The sequence below is a fragment of the Leisingera sp. NJS204 genome (assembly GCF_004123675.1).
In the GTDB taxonomy this organism is placed as follows: Bacteria; Pseudomonadota; Alphaproteobacteria; order Rhodobacterales; family Rhodobacteraceae; genus Leisingera.
In genome coordinates, this window is record NZ_CP035417.1 from 1703335 (window position 1) to 1723216 (window position 19882).

At 61.4% G+C, this 19882-nt stretch carries 19 protein-coding genes; 10 read left to right on the plus strand and 9 right to left on the minus strand.

All coding sequences use genetic code 11. From position 1 onward, the window contains the following. Window positions 1–247: 247 nt before the first annotated feature. From ETW24_RS08390 to ETW24_RS08420, 7 genes are all read right to left on the minus strand, one after another. Window positions 248–1447 (minus strand): CaiB/BaiF CoA transferase family protein, encoded by a 1200-nt coding sequence (locus tag ETW24_RS08390; RefSeq protein WP_441328132.1) that lies wholly within the window; start codon window positions 1445–1447, stop codon window positions 248–250. Further along, the gene (locus tag ETW24_RS08395) at window positions 1434–3047 is read right to left on the minus strand and encodes a thiamine pyrophosphate-binding protein (RefSeq protein WP_129370608.1); all 1614 of its coding nucleotides are present in this window, start codon (window positions 3045–3047) and stop codon (window positions 1434–1436) included. Before ETW24_RS08395 ends, ETW24_RS08390 begins: the two co-directional genes overlap by 14 nt. A gap of 150 nt (window positions 3048–3197) precedes the next feature. Then, on the minus strand, window positions 3198–3668 hold the full coding sequence (locus tag ETW24_RS08400; RefSeq protein ID WP_129370609.1) for a DUF302 domain-containing protein: 471 nt from the start codon (window positions 3666–3668) through the stop codon (window positions 3198–3200). Window positions 3669–3823: 155 nt separating this feature from the next. Continuing rightward, window positions 3824–5857, minus strand: a complete 2034-nt coding sequence (locus tag ETW24_RS08405) for a PhoX family protein (protein WP_129370610.1) — start codon at window positions 5855–5857, stop codon at window positions 3824–3826. Between the two features lie 175 nt (window positions 5858–6032). Further along, on the minus strand, window positions 6033–7091 hold the full coding sequence (locus ETW24_RS08410; protein ID WP_129370611.1) for a YeeE/YedE family protein: 1059 nt from the start codon (window positions 7089–7091) through the stop codon (window positions 6033–6035). A 20-nt stretch (window positions 7092–7111) separates the two neighbouring features. Next, window positions 7112–7450 carry an ArsR/SmtB family transcription factor gene (locus ETW24_RS08415; protein ID WP_129370612.1) on the minus strand — a complete coding sequence of 113 codons (339 nt, stop codon included), beginning with the start codon at window positions 7448–7450 and terminating at the stop codon, window positions 7112–7114. A gap of 60 nt (window positions 7451–7510) precedes the next feature. Further along, window positions 7511–7894 carry a hypothetical protein gene (locus ETW24_RS08420; RefSeq protein WP_205877387.1) on the minus strand — a complete coding sequence of 128 codons (384 nt, stop codon included), beginning with the start codon at window positions 7892–7894 and terminating at the stop codon, window positions 7511–7513. A 109-nt stretch (window positions 7895–8003) separates the two neighbouring features. Between ETW24_RS08420 and ETW24_RS08425 the strand changes: the two genes are divergently transcribed. The 9 genes from ETW24_RS08425 to ETW24_RS08465 all read left to right on the plus strand — a co-directional run bounded on the left by ETW24_RS08425 (window position 8004) and on the right by ETW24_RS08465 (window position 15934). Then, window positions 8004–8741, plus strand: coding sequence for a cytochrome c biogenesis CcdA family protein (locus ETW24_RS08425; protein ID WP_129370614.1), 738 nt, complete (start codon window positions 8004–8006; stop codon window positions 8739–8741). Between the two features lie 19 nt (window positions 8742–8760). Further along, window positions 8761–9342 carry a thioredoxin family protein gene (locus ETW24_RS08430; RefSeq protein ID WP_237456304.1) on the plus strand — a complete coding sequence of 194 codons (582 nt, stop codon included), beginning with the start codon at window positions 8761–8763 and terminating at the stop codon, window positions 9340–9342. A gap of 127 nt (window positions 9343–9469) precedes the next feature. Then, window positions 9470–9946, plus strand: a complete 477-nt coding sequence (gene soxX, locus ETW24_RS08435) for a sulfur oxidation c-type cytochrome SoxX (protein ID WP_129370615.1) — start codon at window positions 9470–9472, stop codon at window positions 9944–9946. Between the two features lie 58 nt (window positions 9947–10004). Next, a complete protein-coding gene (soxY, locus tag ETW24_RS08440) occupies window positions 10005–10421 on the plus strand; it encodes a thiosulfate oxidation carrier protein SoxY (RefSeq protein ID WP_129370616.1) in 417 nt (138 codons plus the stop codon). Window positions 10422–10465: 44 nt separating this feature from the next. Continuing rightward, window positions 10466–10795 (plus strand): thiosulfate oxidation carrier complex protein SoxZ, encoded by a 330-nt coding sequence (soxZ, locus tag ETW24_RS08445; protein WP_129370617.1) that lies wholly within the window; start codon window positions 10466–10468, stop codon window positions 10793–10795. A 74-nt stretch (window positions 10796–10869) separates the two neighbouring features. After that, window positions 10870–11721: a sulfur oxidation c-type cytochrome SoxA gene (gene soxA, locus ETW24_RS08450; RefSeq protein ID WP_129370618.1), complete on the plus strand. Its 852-nt coding sequence runs from the start codon at window positions 10870–10872 to the stop codon at window positions 11719–11721. A 99-nt stretch (window positions 11722–11820) separates the two neighbouring features. Continuing rightward, a complete protein-coding gene (gene soxB / locus ETW24_RS08455; RefSeq protein ID WP_129370619.1) occupies window positions 11821–13518 on the plus strand; it encodes a thiosulfohydrolase SoxB in 1698 nt (565 codons plus the stop codon). Between the two features lie 114 nt (window positions 13519–13632). Continuing rightward, on the plus strand, window positions 13633–14904 hold the full coding sequence (soxC, locus tag ETW24_RS08460; protein ID WP_129370620.1) for a sulfite dehydrogenase: 1272 nt from the start codon (window positions 13633–13635) through the stop codon (window positions 14902–14904). Continuing rightward, the gene (locus ETW24_RS08465; protein ID WP_129370621.1) at window positions 14888–15934 is read left to right on the plus strand and encodes a c-type cytochrome; all 1047 of its coding nucleotides are present in this window, start codon (window positions 14888–14890) and stop codon (window positions 15932–15934) included. The genes soxC and ETW24_RS08465 overlap by 17 nt, the downstream gene beginning before the upstream one ends. 84 nt (window positions 15935–16018) lie before the next feature. On the opposite strand, the gene ETW24_RS08470 is transcribed toward ETW24_RS08465, so the two are convergent. Both ETW24_RS08470 and ETW24_RS08475 read right to left on the minus strand, forming a co-directional pair. After that, window positions 16019–17458, minus strand: a complete 1440-nt coding sequence (locus ETW24_RS08470) for a hypothetical protein (RefSeq protein WP_164982721.1) — start codon at window positions 17456–17458, stop codon at window positions 16019–16021. A gap of 390 nt (window positions 17459–17848) precedes the next feature. Then, complete coding sequence (locus tag ETW24_RS08475; RefSeq protein ID WP_129370623.1) at window positions 17849–18856, minus strand: GlxA family transcriptional regulator; 1008 nt, start codon at window positions 18854–18856, stop codon at window positions 17849–17851. 254 nt (window positions 18857–19110) lie between these two features. Between ETW24_RS08475 and ETW24_RS08480 the strand changes: the two genes are divergently transcribed. Then, window positions 19111–19743, plus strand: a complete 633-nt coding sequence (locus ETW24_RS08480) for an ATP-dependent Clp protease proteolytic subunit (protein WP_129370624.1) — start codon at window positions 19111–19113, stop codon at window positions 19741–19743. The last annotated feature ends 139 nt before the right edge of the window (window positions 19744–19882 follow it).

Sequence of the window (19882 nt, forward strand, 5' to 3'; positions counted from 1 at the left end):
TTTTCAAATTAAGCGCGGGTTCCGTGTCCTGATGAAAGAGTAGTTCATCGGATTGGTCCGGGCGAACCCCGCTCGCGGTTTGGTGATGGCCTGTGTGTGCCTGACAGTCAAATTCGCCGGATGTGTAGGATTTCCGGGGAAATTTTTGCAAGCGAAAGGGTTAAGGAGCGGCGAAATGACCGCTGATTTGGCGGTGATTTGCCGGAAATTGTAACACTTGGCGAAAAGCCGCCGCGAAAGGCGGTGCTTAGCTTGGCCCAAAGGGGTCGCTGGCGTCCAGAATCTCCTCTGTCCCTTCACCGCAAGCGGGGGGGGCGTGCCGGTATGTTACAGGCGTGCGCGAGAAATTCAGCGGGTTGCCCAGCAGTTTGACCGGGCCGGCCGCGCTGTCCATGCCGATGGCCATGTTGCGGGCCGCGACCTGATCAGTGGCAAACAGCGTCTCCAGATCCTGAACCGGTCCTGCGGGAACCTTGCGGGCCTCCATCGCTGCCAGCACCTCCTGTGTGGTGAACCGCTGCACCGACGGGATCAGGACCCCGTTCAGCGCGTCGCGGTTCTGCAGCCGGGCCGGGTTGGTGGCAAAGCGCGGATCCTCGGCCAGGCCTTCCAGTTTCAGGTACGCCATAAAGCGTTGGAACTGGCTGTCATTGCCCACCGCCAGGATCACATGCCCGTCCGCGGTCTCATAGACGCCATAGGGCATGATGCTGGGATGCTCATTGCCGCGGCGCTTGGGGATCTGGCCGGTGTTCAGGTAGGCGGTGCCTTCGTTGATCAGCCAGGCGATCTGCGCATCGACCAGGGCGAGGTCGATCTGCTGGCCTTCGCCTGACTTTGCGCGGTGGTGCAGGGCCGACAGGATACCGATGCAGGCATACATTCCGCACATGACGTCTGCGATGCCAACGCCTGCCTTCATCGGTTGGCCGTCAGGTTCGCCGGTCAGCGACATGATTCCGCCGAACCCCTGCGCCATGATGTCATAGCCGGGCTTGTGGCTGTTGGGCCCGGTCTGGCCGTAGCCGGAGATTGAACAGTAGATCAGGCCCGGCAGATCATCCTTGAGGCTGGCGTAATCCAGCCCGTATTTTGCCAGCCCGCCGGGTTTGAAATTCTCGATCAGGATATCAGCCTCTGCCGCCAGCCGGCGGATTGCCTGCTGTCCGTCTTCTGTAGCGATATCAATGGCAACCGAGCGTTTGTTGCGGTTGGCGGCCATGAAATAGGCCGAGAGATCGGATTGGTTGCCGTCCGCATCGGTCACATACGGCGGACCCCATTGGCGGGTGTCGTCGCCGCCGGTCCTGGGGTTCTCCACCTTGATCACCGTAGCGCCGAGGTCGCCCAAAAGCTGGGTGCAGGTGGGGCCTGCCAGGATGCGGGAGAGGTCCAGCACCTTGACGCCTTTCAGCGCACCATGGGGAAGAAGATCAGATCCGCCCATCATAGCCTCCGCGGTCGATCACTGCCGAGATGACGGTGAATGTGTCTGCCTGCATCGCGTCCTGCAGGGCGGCGCGCAGTTCCGCGCGGCTGGTTACTGTCACCCCGTTGCCTCCGAATGCCCTGCCCATCGCAGCGAAGTCATGCGCGGCGAAATCCACCCCGCTGTTGGTGAGCTGACGCTGGCGCTGCTTGAGTTCGATCAGCGCCAGGCTGGCATCGGCAAAGACCACAAAGATCGGCGCCAGGCCCAGTTCCGCCGCGGTGGAAAGCTCGCCCGCCACCATCAGGAAACCGGCATCGCCTGAGAAGCTGACCACGGGGTGGTCCGGCTGCGCCAGCTTGCGTCCGATTGCCATCGGCACCGCACAGCCCATGGTGCACAGCGCCGATGACTGGATCAGTCCGCGCGGCTCATGGCATGGCCACATCTGGCTCAGCAGGATCCGGTGCGCACCGCTGTCGGCTGTGGCAAGGGTTTCCGGCGGCAAGGTAGCGCGGCATTCGGCAATGACGCCCGCCGGACCCCATGCGTCGTCACGGGGGAAGGCGCCGGCCAGGGCTGTTTTTACAGCGGCAGGGCGGCCGTTCGTCCAGGTTTCGCGCGGTACGGTGCCATCGGACAGGGCCTTTAGCGTTGGCGCAATGGCGGTCAGAAAATTCAGCCCGGCCTGGTGCATGTAATGGGTGTTGGCCACAGGCGCGATGTCGATCACGTTCTGGGTTTTCACATCCCAGGCATTGCGCCAGCCGGGGCGCATCTCAATCGGGTCATAGCCGATGGAGAGGACCAGATCGGCCTCCTGCACCAGTGGCAACAGATGTGTGTCTGCCAGCGGCGACAGGCCTGCGCCGCCAAGGCAGAGCGGATGGTTCTCGGCAATGATCCCCTTGGCCTTGTAACTGGTAATGAACGGTATCTGGTGTTTTTCCACAAAGGAGCGGAGGGCAGAACCGGCATTTTCCTGCAGCGCATCGAGGCCGATCACCGCCAGCGGGCGCTCTGCCGTTTCCAGCCAGGAGCGCGCCTGCGCCAGCGCTTCACCGCTTGGCACGGCCGCACTTGCAGGCGCGCGGCGGTGGCCGCGATCTCTGGCCGCCGCATCGGCCACTGAGATCGGCACATCGATATGCACCGGGCCGTTTCGAGCCTCGGTTGCGATGGCGACCGCTTTGTCGGCGATCAGATCGGCAGCTTCGGCGTCTAAACGGAACGTCGCTTTGGTGATCGGGGTGAACACTGCGCGATGGTCAAGCACCTGGTGGGTGTAACTCTGCTCCTCTGCTGCATCGACGCAGCCGGTCAGCACCAGCATCGGCACCCGGTCCTGATGCGCATTGGCCACCACATTGATGCCGTTCAACGCGCCGGGGCCGAGGGTGGCAACCAGAATGACCGGTGCACCGTCAGCGTGATGCACCCCTTCGCCGATGAAGCCGGCGCAGTTTTCATGCTTGGCCAGGTGGAACGTGATGCCCGCGCGTGTCAGCGCATCCACCAGCGTCAGCACCTCGCCGCCGGGCATGCCAAAGGCGTGGCGGCAGCCCGCCTCAAAGAGGCGGCGGGCCAGAACGTCAGCTGTGCGCAGGATCTCTGTCATCTTGTCCGTCCAATCCGTTGATTTGCGGCCAGATTGCCGAGGATGCGGCGGTGCGCAAGCCCTCTCACGCCAGTGTGAGAAATGCTGCGGCGGAAATTGGCGCATTTCATGCGCTTTTGGGTATTTTAAACCAGAAAGAAGCGGAAGGAGCTATTGCTGTGCTCTTTCAGCGATCCGCGCAAAGCGACTATCCAGCTGGTCTGCTAGGGCTTTCAGCTCAGCACCGCCTTCGTCGAGGTAGGGCGCAAAGACATGGGACGGCAGCTTGTAGGCAAGGGTGGCGCTGCCGTCCTCCTCCTCGGTCACATAGATTCTCACCGGGGCTTCGATCATCGCAGCTGTGGACAGTGCCAGGATCTTTACCGCGAAATCATTGTTGAACAGGCCGATGACCCGGTTGCCCGGAAGGGTGATGCCGCGGGCGGCTGCGGCCTTGGTGGGGCCTGCCTGGGTGACCACACCCATGCCCTCAGTCTTGGCGGCGGCTTTGACGTCCTTGATCAGCTGCCCGTAGGGCTTTGACGTCTCATGCACCGCCCAGCCGTCGCGTGGAGCAATGTTTCCGGCGGATGCGGCAGAGGCTGCCAGAATGAGCACGGCCGTCAGGCGTTTGAAAAACATGGTTTCCCTCCAATGGCTATACCGGGTTTGTTAAATCACACGGGCGGGCTGGATGCTCACAATTGCGTGCATCAGGCGGCAATCCGCCCGTCAGGGCAAAAACCTGCGCGCGCCCCGGTTGGGGCGCGCTCCGCCTGATAACAGCCGTGCGGGTGTTACCCTGCGATTTTGCCGCCGCCCTGTTTCGTGACCACCACAACCGAAGGGCGCGGCGGCATTTCCGGATCGAAATCCGGCCAGCGGGTTGCCGGGTCTTCAAAGGTAGATGCGCGCTCAAACCCCTTCAGCGCCTTGGTGCCATCGGTGCCCGGATGCTGCACCGCCAGAAACAAAGTCTCGCTGTCCGGCGCAAAACAGGGGCCGCACAGCTCGCCGCCTGCCGGGCTGCGGAAGAACAGTTTGGAATGGCCGCGCAGGCTTCCTTCGGTTTCAACCCCGTACAACCCGTCCGATTTGCCGGTCTTGCCCCATTTGCTGCCCTGATCGGTTGCGACCCACAGGCGGCCCTCGGCGTCAAAGGCGCAGTTGTCGGGGGAGCCGAACCAGCCGTTGTCAGAGGTTTCCGGATTCCATTCGGCCCCGACGGCGGCAATGCCCGGATCGCCGCATTTCACCAGGATCGACCAGTTGCCGCGGGCCGCTGCATGGTCGCCGCCGTCTTCCTTGATTTCGATGATATGTCCAAAGCGCGACTTTGCCCGCGGGTTGGCTGGATCGGTCTGGCCTGCCGAACGGCGGGCGTTGTTGGTCAGCATGATATAGGCGGTGCCGTCGCCGCGGGGGGCTGCGTCTTCGGGCCGGTCCATTGGCGTGGCCCCCAGCGCATCCGCCGCCAGCCGTGCATCGATCAGAACGTCAGCCTGGCTGGCAAAGCCGTTCTCAGCCGTCAGCGGACCCTCGCCATGCACCAGCGGCAGCCAGTGGACATTGCCGTCCGGGTCAAAACGGGCGGCATACAGGATACCGTCGCTGAGCAGCTTTGCATTGGCCGCCGGGTCGTCCGACACAACGCCCTTGGAGACATATTTGTACTGATAGTCAAACCGTGCATCATCGCCCATGTAGACCACCAGATGGCCATCCGTGGAGGTGGTGGTTTCAGCGCCTTCATGGCGGAAACGGCCAAGCGCGGTGTGCTTCACCGGTGCAGCCTCCGGATTGCGCGGATCGACCTCAACAACCCAGCCGAAGCGGTTGGCCTCATTGGGGTCCTTGTCGATGTTGAACCGGTCATGGAATTTGCCCCAGGCGTACCAGCGGCCCGGCACGCCGTAACGTTTCATCTGCGCCGCTTCAGGCTGATCCGACAGATCCGGCTTGCCGTCCGCGTCCAGCCTGTCCGTCCAGAAATAGCCGTGAAAGTTCTCCTCGGCCATCAGCCAGGTGCCCCAGGGGGTCATGCCGCCGGCGCAGTTGTTCAGCGTGCCGATGACCTGCGCCCCGCTGGGATCCGCGCTGGTTTGCATCCGGGCATGGCCGGCAGCGCGGCCGTCGATGGTCATCATCGTGTTCAGTGGCGAGATGCGGCGGTTCATGCTGCCATCCCGGACCACCGCCCATTTGCCGTCCGCGCTGCGGGCGATTTCCACCACCGAGCCGCCGTGTGCGGCCATTTCAATATCCACCAGCGCGCGTGTCATTCCGGCGAAGTCTGCTTTGTCCTGGCGGCCAAGGGCGGGGAACATCACCTCTTCATTCGTGTATTCGTGGTTCACGCACAGCAGACCGCGGGTGCCTTCGGTATTCAGCGGTGTAAAGCCGACATAGTCGTTGTTGTAGCCGAACTGCTGCAGCTGTGCCTGGGCCGTCTGGTTCATCACGTCGAAATCCGGCGCATCCGCCGTGATCGGGTCGCCCCAGCGCAGCAGGATATCTGCGTCATAGCCTTTGGCCACGTGGTGGGTTTCGTCGTTGCCCCAAGCCAGTTCATCAAAGGCATAGCGGCTGGTGCCAGCCGTGCCGCCGGCGGTGGCCTGGCGCGGCGCAGTGAGGGCTGAGGCGCCGAACAGCGCGGTGGTGGCAGAGACCCCCAGCAGGCCCTTCAGCATGCCCCGGCGGCCATAACGGCTGGCGATCACGCCGCCGATGGTGCGGGTCAGGTTCGGATTGGCGGGAATATCGTCAAAGGCTTCAAAAGCTTCAGCCTTGTTGCCGGTTTGCGGGTCTTCGATTATTTGCTTGCGGTCCATGGCGGGCTCCAGAATCTTATCAATCGTTGCCGGTCGGCCAGCGGGGCCAAACTCGGACCGGGACCATTATGGGCGGGTGTGTAACAGATGTTTTAAGGTTAATGCGGGTTAATCGAACTATCACATTCGGCGGTGTGAACTGCAATTGCCCGCCTGTCCCCGCGGGGACAGCAGGTTATTCTGCCGGGCGGAAGCCTTCGATCAGCTGGCGCAGGCCAATTGCGGCACCTGCAAAGATTGCCAGCATGGTGACGGGCGCCGAGACTGCCAGCAGCGAAAACGCGCTGAGGCCTTGACCGACGGTGCAGCCCATGGCGATCACAGCACCCGCACCCATGATGGCGGCGCCGATGATCTGACGGCGCAGCTCGCGCGGGTCGTCACAGGCCTCCCAGCGGAAATGACCCTTGATCAGCGAGCCGGCGAAGGCGCCGGTCCAGACCCCGGCGATGGAGCCGACGGCAAAGGACAGCGGGCGCAGACTGCCGGTCATGGTCCAAAGGATCGTCTCGCCCAAGGGAGCAGAAAACGAGTGCGAAACAACCGGCAGCGCTTCGAACCCCTGGGCGTTGACCAGGGTCGTGCCAGCCCAGCCCGAGGTGACGGCCAGTCCGGCCACGGCAGACCAGAACAGCGCTTGTTTGTCGGCGCGCAGTTCCGCATTGGCGAAGGAAGCCAGCAGGATCAGCAGGCCGGCAGCCGTCCCGATCGCGGCAACCGGCAGGCCGCTCCAGGCGGCGGCGTAATGGGCCAGTCCCGGCGGGATTTCGGTAGTAACGTCCTGCTGTGTGAAAAACAGGTTGCGCAACGGGGCGAGGGGGCCGGCCAAAACCACATAGGTGGAGACGCCCATCACCAGCACAATCACAAAACTGCGCAGGTCGCCGCCGCCCAGACGGGCGATGGCGCCGTATCCGCAGTTACCGCTAAGCGCCATGCCGTAGCCGAACATCAGCCCGCCAAGGATTGAGGCGGCGGGCATCCAGCGGATCGAGAGGTAAAAGGACTGGTCGGCATCCACCAGCCCAAGCCCGATCAGTGCAAAGCTGGACGTTACCGCCACGCCGATGGCAATGCCCCACATCCGCATCCGCAGGGAGGAGCCGCCGTAGAGCAGGTCTTCGATTGCACCCAGGGTGCAAAACCGTCCCAGCCGTGCAGCAAGACCCAGCAGCACACCGCCCAGCAGCCCGATGCAGGCGGCCAGCTGGTGTTCTGTCAGGAGATCAAACATGCGGGGATTTCAATCAGGCTTCAGCTGCCGTCTTTGCAGAACAGGTCGTAGACCACTTCCAGGATGCGGCGGGGTTTGTCGTCGGCGAGACGGTAGAATATAGCTTTGCCCTCGCGGCGGGGAATGACCAGGCCTTCGAGGCGCAGGCGGGACAATTGCTGCGAGACGGCGGCCTGGCGGGCTGACAACAGCTCTTCCAGCTCGGTCACTGATTTCTCGCCCGAGACCAGATGGCACAGGATCATCAGCCTGCCTTCGTGGCTGATCGCCTTGAGGAAGTTGGAGGCCTTGGTGGCGTTGTCCACCATCTTGTCCATTTCTTCCGGTTCCATATCGGCAGAAAACTGCGGTAATGCCATCTGTTATCTCCTGAGCGGCGCATGCACGCCGCACTCCTGTGCTTGACCCCGCCGGGACGGTCAGCTGCCGCCCTGGGTGTGCGTATTATCAACAAACCCTGTATGGGCGGTTAGCAAATCTGCCAGCAAAGGCCAAAAGAAATCTTCGCCGGGATAGCCTTCGAGCCGGGCCTGTTCCTGTCCGTCATCAACAATCAGGAAGGTCGGCGTAAACATGACCCTGCGGGCAACCTGCAGATCATCAGGCATCGCGCGCAGGTCGACCCGCCGCAAGGGTGCGAATTTGCCTTCGGCTGTTTTCGGGTAGACCGGGGCGATTTCTTCGTCCCAGCGGGCACACCATTCGCAGCCCGCCTGTTCCACCATCACCAGTTCAGCCGCCCAGGCGGGCAGGGCAAGGCAGACCGCCGCTGCGGCTGCAGCCAGTTGCCGAAGGTGGCGCATGTATGTCATTCCATCTGTTGACGGTTGCTATTGAAACAACATAATTCGAATATGTGAATGACACAAGCCGGGCCCGGATAACGTTGTTGTGGGGCAGCTGGGGGACTTGATGCTGGAAACATCCCTGTTTGGCGCCTTGATCGCAGGTCTGCTGAGCTTTTTTACCCCCTGTATTCTGCCAATGGTGCCGTTTTACCTGTCTTACATGGGCGGGCTGTCGATGGCCGAGCTGCGCGGCGACGGGGCGATTGCCACAGGCGCGCAGCGGCGGCTGCTGGTATCTGCCTGCTGCTTTGCCGCCGGTGTCACAACTGTGTTCATGCTGATGGGCATGGGGGCGACGGCGCTGGGGCAGCTGTTCGGGCAATATCTGGAGGTGCTGTCTTATGGCGCGGCGGCCTTGCTGTTGCTGTTCGGGCTGCATTTCCTGGGGGTGGTGAAGATCCCGCTCTTGTACCGCGAGGCACGGATGGAAAGCAGCGCCGAGCCGTCGACGGTGCTGGGCGCCTATCTGATGGGGCTGGCGTTTGGCTTTGGCTGGACGCCCTGTGTGGGGCCGGCGCTGGCGTCGATCCTGATGATCGCCTCGGGCCTGGGGGATATCTGGCGCGGCGGTGTGCTGCTGCTGGTTTACGGGCTGGGCATGACCGCGCCTTTTGTGGTGGCGGCGCTGTTTGCCAAGCCGTTTCTGGCATGGGTGGCGCGGCACCGGGCTGCCTTTGCCTGGGTCGAGAAGGGCATGGGCGCGATGCTGGTTCTGTTTGCGGTGCTGATCGCCACCGGCGGGGTGCGGCTGATTGCCGAGGTGATGATCCGCTGGTTGCCGGGGTTCAGTTCGATTGGTTAAGTGAGGTCAGGAGTTCAACATGCTGAAAAATATTGCGAAAGCGTTAATTTTAATGACCCTGGCCACGCCTTTGGCGGCGGCGGACCTGGGCGATGACGGGCTGCATAAAACGGCCTGGATGCGGGACACATTCAAGGACCTGCGCGAGGATCTGGAGGAGGCCAATGGCGAGGGCAAGCGGCTGGCGCTGATTTTCGAGCAGCGCGGCTGCATCTATTGCACCAAGATGCATGAGGAGGTCTTTCCCCGGCCTGAGATCAGCCAGTACATTGAAGAGAATTTTTTTGTCGTTCAACTGAATTTATACGGCGATGTGGAGGTTACCGATTTCGACGGCGAGGCGCTGGCGGAAAAGGACATGGCGCGCAAATGGGGCGTGTTGTTCACGCCGACGATTCTGTTCCTGCCGGAGGAAGTGGGCGAAAACGTCACAGCCACCGAAGCGGCGGTTGCAATGATGCCGGGCGCATTTGGCGGCGGAACCACGCTGGACATGTTTACATGGGTCAACGAAAAGCGATATGCGCTTGATAACGGGGAAGATTTCCAGCGGTATCACGCGCGCCGGATTCGCGAGCGCAATAATGGGTCTGCGGACTAGGGGTCTGGCGCATAATTTGGAAAAATTCACAATAATGAATTTGTTGTTGCGTATTGGGCCGGCGGTGCCCTACGGTATGCAGCAGCTAAGCAACCGCACTCAGATGCGGCAGCCATTGGGAGGATACATGAAGCTTACATCTCTGACACTGGTGCTGAGCCTGGCCGGAAGTGCGGTTTGGGCCGGGGAGGTTGCTCCGAAAGCGGTGCAGTATGGCGAGGACGGCCAAGTGGCCGCGTCGCTGACGGGTGTTGCGGGCGATGCCGTGAACGGCGCGCTGGTGGCCGGCACCAAGTCCAAGGGCAACTGCGTGGCCTGCCACCAGCTGACAGCGCTGGCGGATGTGCCGTTCCACGGTGAAATCGGCCCGTCGCTGGATGGTGCGGGCGATCGCTGGAGCGCGGAAGAGCTGCGCGGGCTGGTGGCCAACGCCAAGATGACGTTTGAGGGCACCATGATGCCGGCCTTTTACAAGGTCGATGGCTTTATCCGCCCGGGCGATGCCTATACCGGCGATGCCGGGACCGAGCCGCTGCCGCCGATCCTGACGGCGCAGGAGATTGAAGATGTGGTCGCGTTCCTTGCGACACTGAAAGAAGAGTAAGGCGCGGGCGGGGCCTTGTGTGCCCTGCGGCCTGATGTGAATTCAAAGGAGAGATATGATGGAGTTCTCACGCCGTGAGACCCTGGCGATGGGCCTGGGCGCTGCCATGGTGACCGTGCTGCCGTTCCGTGTGAGTGCGGCGGCGGACGACCGGATTGCCGCCTTTACCGGCGGTGCGGATATCGCCGAGGGCGGTGTAACCCTGACCGCGCCGGAAATCGCTGAAAACGGCAATACCGTTCCGGTGTCCGTGGCCGCCGAAGGCGCCACGGCGATCCTGGTGCTGGCGACCGGCAACCCGGAACCGGGTGTGGCGACGTTCAATTTCGGCCCCGGTGCGGCGGCGCAGTCGGCCTCGACCCGGATCCGCCTGGCGGGTACCCAGGATGTGGTTGCGATTGCCAAGATGGCCGACGGCACATTCACCAAGGCCAGCGCCACCGTCAAAGTGACCATCGGCGGCTGCGGCGGCTGAGGCTGCCCGCTCCCTGAACGGAATTCTTAAGGAGAATTAAAGACATGGCATCCGGTGTTAAACCCCGCGTCAAGGTCCCGAAAAAAGCTGCCGCCGGCGAGGCGGTCACCATCAAGACCCTGATCAGCCACAAGATGGAAAGCGGCCAGCGCAAGGACAAGGAAGGCAACCTGATCCCGCGTTCGATCATCAACCGCTTCACCTGCGAATTCAACGGCGAGACGGTGCTGGACGTGGCGATGGAGCCTGCGATCTCGACCAATCCGTATTTCGAATTCGACGCTGTCGTCCCGGAAGCCGGTGAATTTGTCTTCACCTGGTATGACGACGACGGTTCGGTCTACGACACCAAGAAGACCATCGCCATCGGCTGATCCGTTCCGGATCTTCAGGCACGCGTTCTGTCCGGCACGGCCGGGCAGGACAGGCACCCAAGGGAGGACAGGGAATGAACAAGAAGGCAATCACAGCAATTGCCGCCGTGCTGGCGCTGCCGATGGCCGCGAGCGCAGGCCCCGACGACGACACGCTGGTGGTCAACGAAGAGATCGAGATGGTCACTAAGACCGCAGCGCCTGCGCATATCGCGGATGCGATGGATGAGGTGATGTCGGGCTGGCACTTCCGCAAGGATGAAACCCAGTCGCTGCAGATGGATGATTTCGAGAACCCGGCGATGATCTTTGTCGATCAGGCGATTGACACCTGGAGCACCGTCGAGGGGTCCGAAGGCAAGTCCTGTGCGTCCTGCCACGATGATGCCGAGGAAAGCATGGCTGGCGTTCGCGCGGTTTACCCGAAGTGGAACGAAGCCGCCGGCGAGGTCCGCACCCTGAACATGCAGATCAACGATTGCCGCGAAAACCAGATGGGCGCCGAGAAGTGGAAATACTCCGGCGGCAAGATGGCGGCGATGGAAGCGCTGATTTCCGTGCAGTCGCGCGGGATGCCGGTGAATGTGGCGATCGACGGCCCGGCCCAGTCCACCTGGGAACAGGGCAAAGAGATGTATTACACCCGCACCGGCCAGCTGGAGCTGTCTTGCGCCAATTGCCACGAAGACAATTATGGCAACATGATCCGCGCCGATCATCTGAGTCAGGGCCAGATCAACGGCTTTCCGGTGTACCGCTTGAAGAACACCAAGCTGAACACGGCACATGCGCGTTTCAAGGGCTGCATCCGTGACACCCGCGCCGAGACCTACAAACCCGGTTCCGCGGAATTTGTGGCGCTGGAGTTGTATGTCGCCTCGCGCGGCAACGGGCTGTCGGTCGAAGCGCCTTCTGTCCGCAACTGATCTTTGCGCCCCGTTCCTGCGGTCAGGAGCGGGGCGTCTCTCTTTTGAAACATTCATTCACGTGAATATATAGCGTGAGCAAACAGGATACCGGTACTCATGATTTCGCGCCGCGATTTTCTGCAGGTTTCCATGGCGGCATCGGCCATGGTGGGGGCGTCAGGCTTTGGCAATTGGGCGCGGCTGGCTGCGCAGCAATCGCTGAGCCAGGAGCAACTGTTGCAGTTCGACAGTTTTGGCAACATCAGCCTGATCCATGTGACCGATATTCATGGGCAATTGAAGCCGATCCATTTCCGCGAGCCGTCGGTCAATCTGGGTGTTGGCGCCAACAAGGGCCACGTGCCGCATATCACCGGCACCGATTTCCGCAAGGCTTATGGAATCGCGGACGGCAGCCCTTCCGCCTATGCGCTGACTTATGATGATTTCTCGTCGCTGGCGCAGGGCTATGGCCGGGTTGGCGGGCTGGACCGGATGGCGACGATCATCAAAGCGATCCGCGCCGACCGCCCCGATGCGTTGCTGTTTGACGGCGGCGACACCTGGCACGGCTCCTACACCTGCCATCACACGGCCGGCCAGGACATGGTCAACGTGATGAACGCGTTGAAGCCGGATGCGATGACCTTTCACTGGGAATTCACGCTGGGCAGCGAGCGGGTCAATGAGATTGTCGAGGGGCTGCCCTTTGCCGCCCTTGGCCAGAACATTTTTGACGCCGAATGGGACGAGCCGGCCGAGCTGTTCAAACCTTACAAGTTCTTTGAACGCGGCGGCGCCAAGGTGGCGGTAATCGGCCAGGCCTTCCCCTATATGCCGATTGCCAATCCGGGCTGGATGTTCCCGGAGTATTCATTCGGTATCCGTGACGAGAACATGCAGGCTATGGTGGATGAGGTCCGCGCTGCCGGAGCCGATCTGGTGGTGGTCCTCAGCCACAACGGTTTTGACGTCGACAAGAAAATGGCAGGCAAGGTGCAGGGCATCGACGTGATCCTGTCGGGGCATACCCATGACGCGTTGCCCGAGCCGGTACTGGTGGGCAAGACCCATATCATTGCCTCTGGTTCCAACGGCAAATTCGTCTCCCGCGTCGATCTGGATGTGCGGGACGGCCAGCTGATGGGGTTGCGGCACAAGCTGATCCCGGTGTTTTCCGACGTGATTGCTCCGGACCCGGCGGTGGCGCAGCTGATTGATGCGGAACGCGCGCCCTTCAAAGCGCAGCTGGCGGAGGTGATCGGCAAGACCGATACGCTGCTGTATCGCCGCGGCAATTTCAACGGCACCTGGGACGACCTGATCTGCGACGCGCTGCTGAGCGAGCGGGAGGCGGATATCGCCATGTCGCCCGGTGTGCGCTGGGGGCCGTCGCTGGTGCCGGGCGACGACATCACCCGCGAGGATATCTGGAACGTGACCTCGATGTCTTATGGCGCGGCCTACCGGTCCGAGATGACCGGCGAGTTCATCAAGGTGATTCTTGAGGATGTGGCCGATAACATCTTCAACCCCGATCCCTACTATCAGCAGGGCGGCGACATGGTGCGGATCGGCGGCATGGGCTACCGCATCGACATCACCAAGCCGCAGGGCGAGCGGATCACGGATATGACTCTGCTGAAGAATGGCGAGGCGATTGATCCGGCAAAGTCTTATGTGGTGGCCGGCTGGGCCAGTGTGAACGAGGGCACCGAGGGGCCGATGATCTGGGATGTGGTCGAGGACCATATCCGCAAGCTGGGCACCGTGAGCTTGAACCCGAATACCTCGGTGCAGGTGGCTGGCGCTTAACAGCGCCCGCCCCGGCAGGGGCAGATAAAACCCGCCCCGGCGGGGTTAAGACAAAAAAATTTGCGCAGTTGAATTCACGAACGTGAATTTATCTATGTAAGGAGGCAAAGAGACATGAGTGATGATGCCAAGAGCCTGGCGCCCTCGCGCCGCCAGTTCCTGACCGGGGCAGCGGCTGCCGGGGCAGGCGCGGTGGCAGCAGGGGCTGCTCGGGCCGCAACCCCCGATCCGCTGATTACCGAGGTGCAGGAGTGGGCTTCTGGCTTGGGCGAGGGGGTTGATGCCACGCCCTATGGCCTGCCGATCCAGTATGAAAGCGATGTGGTGCGCCGCAATGTGGAATGGCTGACGGCGGATACCATCAGCTCGATCAACTTCACGCCGATCCACGCGCTGGATGGCACGATCACGCCGCAGGGCTGTGCGTTTGAGCGGCATCATTCAGGCGCCATCGAACTGCGCAAAGAAGATTACCGGTTGATGATCAACGGGCTGGTCGATACGCCGCTGGTGTTCACTTACGCGGATCTGGAGCGGTTCCCGCGGGAAAACCGCGTGTATTTCTGCGAATGCGCGGCGAATTCCGGCATGGAGTGGGCCGGCGCCCAGCTGAACGGCGCGCAGTTCACCCATGGCATGATCCACAACATGGAGTATTCCGGCGTGTCTCTGCGGACATTGCTGGAGGAAGCGGGGGTTAAGCCAGAGGGCAAATGGGTCTATGTGGAAGGCGCGGATGCGTCCTCAAACGGGCGTTCAATCCCGCTGGAAAAGGCGATGGATGACGTGCTGGTCGCCTTCAAAGCCAATGGCGAGGCGCTGCGCAAGGAGCATGGCTATCCGGTGCGTCTGGTGGTGCCGGGCTGGGAAGGCAACATGTGGATCAAATGGCTGCGCCGGATCGAAGTGACGGATCAGGCGATTGAAAGCCGCGAGGAGACCTCGAAATACACCGACACGCTGGCTGATGGTGTCAGCCGCAAGTGGACGTGGGAGATGGATGCAAAATCAGTTGTCACCAGCCCCAGCCCGCAAGCGCCGATCAAACATGGCACGGGACCGCTGGTGATCACCGGTCTGGCCTGGTCCGGGCGCGGGGCGGTTACCGGCGTGGACGTGTCGGTTGACGGCGGCAAGACCTGGGCTGAGGCACGGCTGGCCGCACCCGGCACCGACAGGGCGCTGACGCGGTTCTATCTGGATACAAACTGGGACGGGTCGGAACTGCTGTTGCAGAGCCGGGCCAGGGATTCCTCGGGCTATGTGCAGCCGACTAAGGCGCAGCTGCGCGAAGTGCGGGGGCTGAATTCGATCTATCACAACAACGCCATCCAGACCTGGTGGGTCAAGGCAAACGGGGAGGCGGAAAATGTCGAAGTTTCCTAAGTTTATCACAGCAACAGCCGTTGCAGCGGCTTTGGCGGTTCCGGTTTATGCAGAGGGGTTTGGCCTGGGCCGTCCTGCCATGCCGGAGGAAATCGCGGCCTGGGATCTGGACGTTGCCCCTGACGGCACCGGCCTGCCGGAAGGGTCAGGCGATGTGTTCACCGGCGAGGAAGTCTTTGCCGGGAAATGCGCCGTCTGCCATGGCGATTTTGCCGAAGGCGTCGGCAACTGGCCCAAGCTGGCGGGCGGGCAGGATACACTGGACCATGACGATCCGTTGAAAACAGTCGGCAGCTACTGGCCGTATCTGTCTACCACCTGGGATTATGTGAACCGTTCGATGCCCTTTGGCGATGCGCAATCGCTGAGTGCGGATGAAGTCTATGCCATTGTGGCATACATTCTTTATTCCAACGATCTGGTGGATGATGAGTTCGTGCTGTCGAATGAAACGTTTAAGGATGTTGAGCTGCCGAATGCCGGCGGCTTCATTCCGGATGACAGGTTGGAGGCAGAAAAGCACTTCTGGAACCCGGAACCTTGCATGGAAAATTGCAAGGACAGCGTGAAGATCACCATGCGGGCCTTGGTGCTGGATGTGACACCGGATGAGGACAGCGCCAATACACCTGAAGAAACTGCGCCACTGCCGGAGGCCGCCGCGCAGCCAGTGATGAAAGACGCTGTTGAAGTTACGGCAGTTCCGGATCCAGAACTGGTCGCCAAGGGCGAGAAGACCTTTAAGAAGTGCAAAGCCTGCCATCAGGTCGGGGACGGTGCCAAGCCGAAGACCGGGCCCGTTCTGAACGGTATCATTGGCGCCCCGGCCGGCCATGTGGAAGGGTTCCGCTACTCCAAGGCGATGAAGTCCGCGGCTGATGGCGGGCTGGTTTGGGATGAGGCCGAGCTGTCGGCCTTTCTGGCCAAGCCCCGAAAATACATGAAAGGCACCAAGATGTCCTTTGCCGGACTGAAGAAAGAGAGCGAGATCGAAGCCGTGATCGCCTATTTGCAATCCTATTCGCAGTAACAGCGGCCCTAAAGGCTGCAGCAGAGAGGGGCGCCGCTAGCGCCCCTTTTTTAGTGCCCGGCATGTGCCCGGCAGCCGGTCCCCTTATGGGAGAGGCGGGAACACCAGGACCATTGCACCCGTGATGTCTTCAAGCCGGGCCTTCGGTGTTCGTTCTGCGGCAGGCCGGCGCAGGCTTTCGGGCAGATCCGCGCAGGTCTGAGGGGCCGCCTGGCAAAGGATGACAGCGCGCCCAGTCAGCAGTTCAAGACGGTTTGCAAGACTGCTGGACATGTGCAGGCCGGCTTTGGCGGCAGAGGGGTAATTCAGAATATCTCCGGTGATAAATACCGGCCTTGGGCTGACTGCGATGGCAGCAGCCATTGCGCGGGTTTCAACTTGCCAGTCGCGAAAGCGGGTGAATTGCACGGCAGTCTGCACAAGATAACTGGCGGCAACCAGCAGCACAGCATTGCGCGCCAGCCGGCCCGGCAGGCCAGGCTTGCGGCTCAGCTCCTGTGCTGCCCTGACTATCATCACAGCATAGATGATCCAGGTGAAATGAAAGGCGCGGGCCGGAATGGTCACCCCAAGCTTGAGAACCTGAAGGGTCATCAGTGCCATGCCCGCCCATAAGGCAACCCAGATGTACAGGGTCTCCATCGGCTGCCGGCGCAGCAGCACGGCAGTGGCCGCTGTCAGCATGCCGGCGTGAAACAGCAGAACCGGGGCGGACTGAAAGCTCAGCTTGTCCAGGAGAACTGAAACCGTCGCCCGCAGCTGCGGCAGATGGGACCAGAACCCGGCCAGGTCATGCGCCGGGTCCGGGCTGCGCGCCGGAGCCAGCGGGATGCCGAACACTCCATGCACCTGCCAGTTCAACGTATAGACCGCCAGCACCGCGCCCGCAAAGCTGAGCCCGAACAAGACCACCAGCCCCGCAAGGTCACGAAAAGAGCGCTGCTGCGTGCTGATCAGGCAGATCGCAAACAGGATGAGCGGAAAGGTTGTGTAGGCGGTAAAGGCCAGCAGGGTAAACGGCGGCAACAGCAGCCGCAGCGTGGCTTGACGCAGGGTGAGCGCAAGAAACCCGTAGAGCGCCAGCACTGCAAATCCCGGAATGACGGTGCTGGACCAGCCTGCCATCAAAAAGACAGGCGGGGCCGGCAGCAGGGCCAGGGTGAGGGCAATAGTGAACCAGGCACGGTCATTGTCTTTGGTTGACGTGGCTGCAATGGCGGCTGCAGTCAACGCCCACAGCACCTGGAACAAGGCGAAGTTCAGCCAGGGCGGTGTTACAATTCCGCGCAGATGCCACAGGTAATTCAGCCATCGCCCTTCATGAAGGGTTTTCGGCCAGAACCCATCGGGCCTGGCCAGCAGAGCGGGGTAATCGTCAAACCGGATAATCGGATCCAGCAGATTTCCGGCGGACACGGCAAGCAAAAGCGGCAGCGCCACACAGGCAGAGATACGGAACGCCCGGAGTCTGCCGGTATCCATTTCCTGTATATGCGGCAGATGAAGGTGCGGAGAATGCGTCATGCGAAAATCCAAAATGGTGCTTTGGCGCCTTAGTTCTGCGCCCGGCTGTGCTGAATTCGAAAGTTGTGTTCAATGAACGACTTGGCGCGGTCTTGCCCTGGAAAAATACCGGTAACCCGGTTGCAGGAGTGCGGCAGCGTTAATCCCTTGTTGAGTTTTTGTCCTAAAGCCAAATCTCTCAGGCGTGTTGTCAATTACAGGGGGAATTCGGCAAATTTTAGGCGTATTGCGCTAACCCTCACAAACGGACCAGAAGGTGCGGGGTTGTAAGTGCCGGGCCAGGGGAGATGATCACCGGCAGACAGCTGAGCCGGGAAATTGAGCCGTGCGGTGCAGAAAGCCGCAGCGCTGGCCGGTGGCCGGGCACGACAGGCCGCCGGAATTCGGGTATCAGCTCCAGCCCTTGCGGAAGAAATGCGGGGAGGCGCCGAATTTGCGTTTGAACTGGCGTGAGAAATGCGTGGCCGAGTTGAAACCCGAGGCCAGGGCAATTTCGGTAACACTCATCGAGGTTTCGTTCATCAGTGCAAAGGCGTGGCTGAGGCGCATGTCGAAATAGACATGCATCGGGCTTTGGTTCAGGTAGCGCGAGAACAGCCGCTCCAGCTGGCGGCGGGAGATGTCGAGCCGGTCGCAAAGTTCGCCGATCGACAACGGCTCCTCAATCGATTCCTGCATCAGCTGCAGCGCGTTCAACAGGCGTTGGTTGCGGCTGCCTATGGCCACCGCATAGTTCGATTTCTGCGGTGCCGCCTGACCGCCGGAGCGCACATGCAGGCACATGTCAGCGACAATGATCGCCAGCTGCTTGCCGTGGCGTTCCTCGATCAGGTGCAGCATCATGTCGGTGGCCGCATTGCCGCCGCCGCAGGTCATCAGCGGGCCGGAGATTTCAAAGATATTGGGGGACGGGTCCAGATTCGGGTAGCTTTCCAGGAAACCCGGCTGGTTTTCCCAGTGCAGCGTGAATTTGTGGTTCTTGATCAGCCCGGCCTGGGCCAGGGCAAAGGCACCAGTGCAGATGCCCCCGATGGAGCGGCCAAAGCGGCTTTCGCGGCGCAGCCAGTTCAGGGTGATCTCGCTGGCTGTATTTTGCGGCTCCACACCGGCGCAGACAAAGCCCAGCGAATCCGAGGGCAGCGGCTGCAGCGGTGTGTCCGGCGTGATCACCATACCGTTGGAGCAATGCAGCGGCTGGCCGTCTTCGGTCATGATGTACCAGCGGTACAGCCGGGTGCCGGTCACCTGATTGGCAATGCGCAAAGGTTCGATGGCGGCGGCCACCGGCAGCATTGTTGCCTTGGGCAGCAGCAGGAAGTAAAAATCCTGCGGCTCGCCTTCGAAGGGAACGGCGAGATTGGCGGCGGCGCCTTTCTGAACGAAACTGTCATCAGCCATGGCGGAACCCCAGCACGGCACCCGGGATTTGGCCTCCCCGGGTGGAATTCGGACTTGAGTTTGTTTCCTAAGGTGCTGCCGGGCGCCGCAGCCCGAGAATAGCGACAGCGTTCCAGCGGATTGCGACACTGTATGCAGCTTTGCGGCACCGTAAAATGGCCGCCGCCCCTTGCAGCTCAAAAGTGGCGATACTAAGACTCAGGTAACACACTGTCGGGTATGGTGCCGGACATAAACAACGCAGGCAGGTCGAAATGATTGATCCCAGAGAAACATACATGAATACCCTGGTCCCGATGGTGGTGGAGCAGACCAGCCGGGGCGAGCGGGCCTATGACATTTTTTCCCGCCTGCTGAAGGAGCGGATCATCTTTCTGAATGGTCCGGTGCATGACGGGATGAGTTCGCTGATCGTGGCGCAGCTGCTGCATCTTGAGGCGGAAAACCCGTCCAAGGAAATCTCGATGTACATCAACAGCCCCGGCGGCGTGGTGACGAGCGGCCTGTCGATCTATGACACCATGCAGTACATCAAACCCAAGGTTTCGACCCTGGTGATCGGCCAGGCGGCCTCGATGGGGTCGCTGCTGCTGACCGCCGGCGAAAAAGGCATGCGGTTCAGCCTGCCCAATTCCCGGGTGATGGTGCACCAGCCTTCCGGCGGGTTCCAGGGCCAGGCGACCGATATCATGATCCACGCCGAAGAAACCCTGAAGCTGAAGAAGCGCCTGAACGAGATCTACGTCAAGCACACCGGCCAGGAATACGACAAGATTGTCGACGCGCTGGAGCGGGACAATTTCATGGCGCCGGAAGAAGCCAAAGAGTTCGGCCTGATCGATGAGATCGTCGAAAACCGCGCCAAGGGCGACGAAGAGCAGGCGTAACGCCTGGCGTTGTGAACAGCCGTGTGCCCCGTGTTTGAAATGGGGCGCACTTTCACATTGTGGCGGCCTAAGCACTCGCTTAAGCTGGCAGAAAGTTGAGTAGCCCCGCAGTGCGGGAGCAGCGGACCGGGCGGACTGA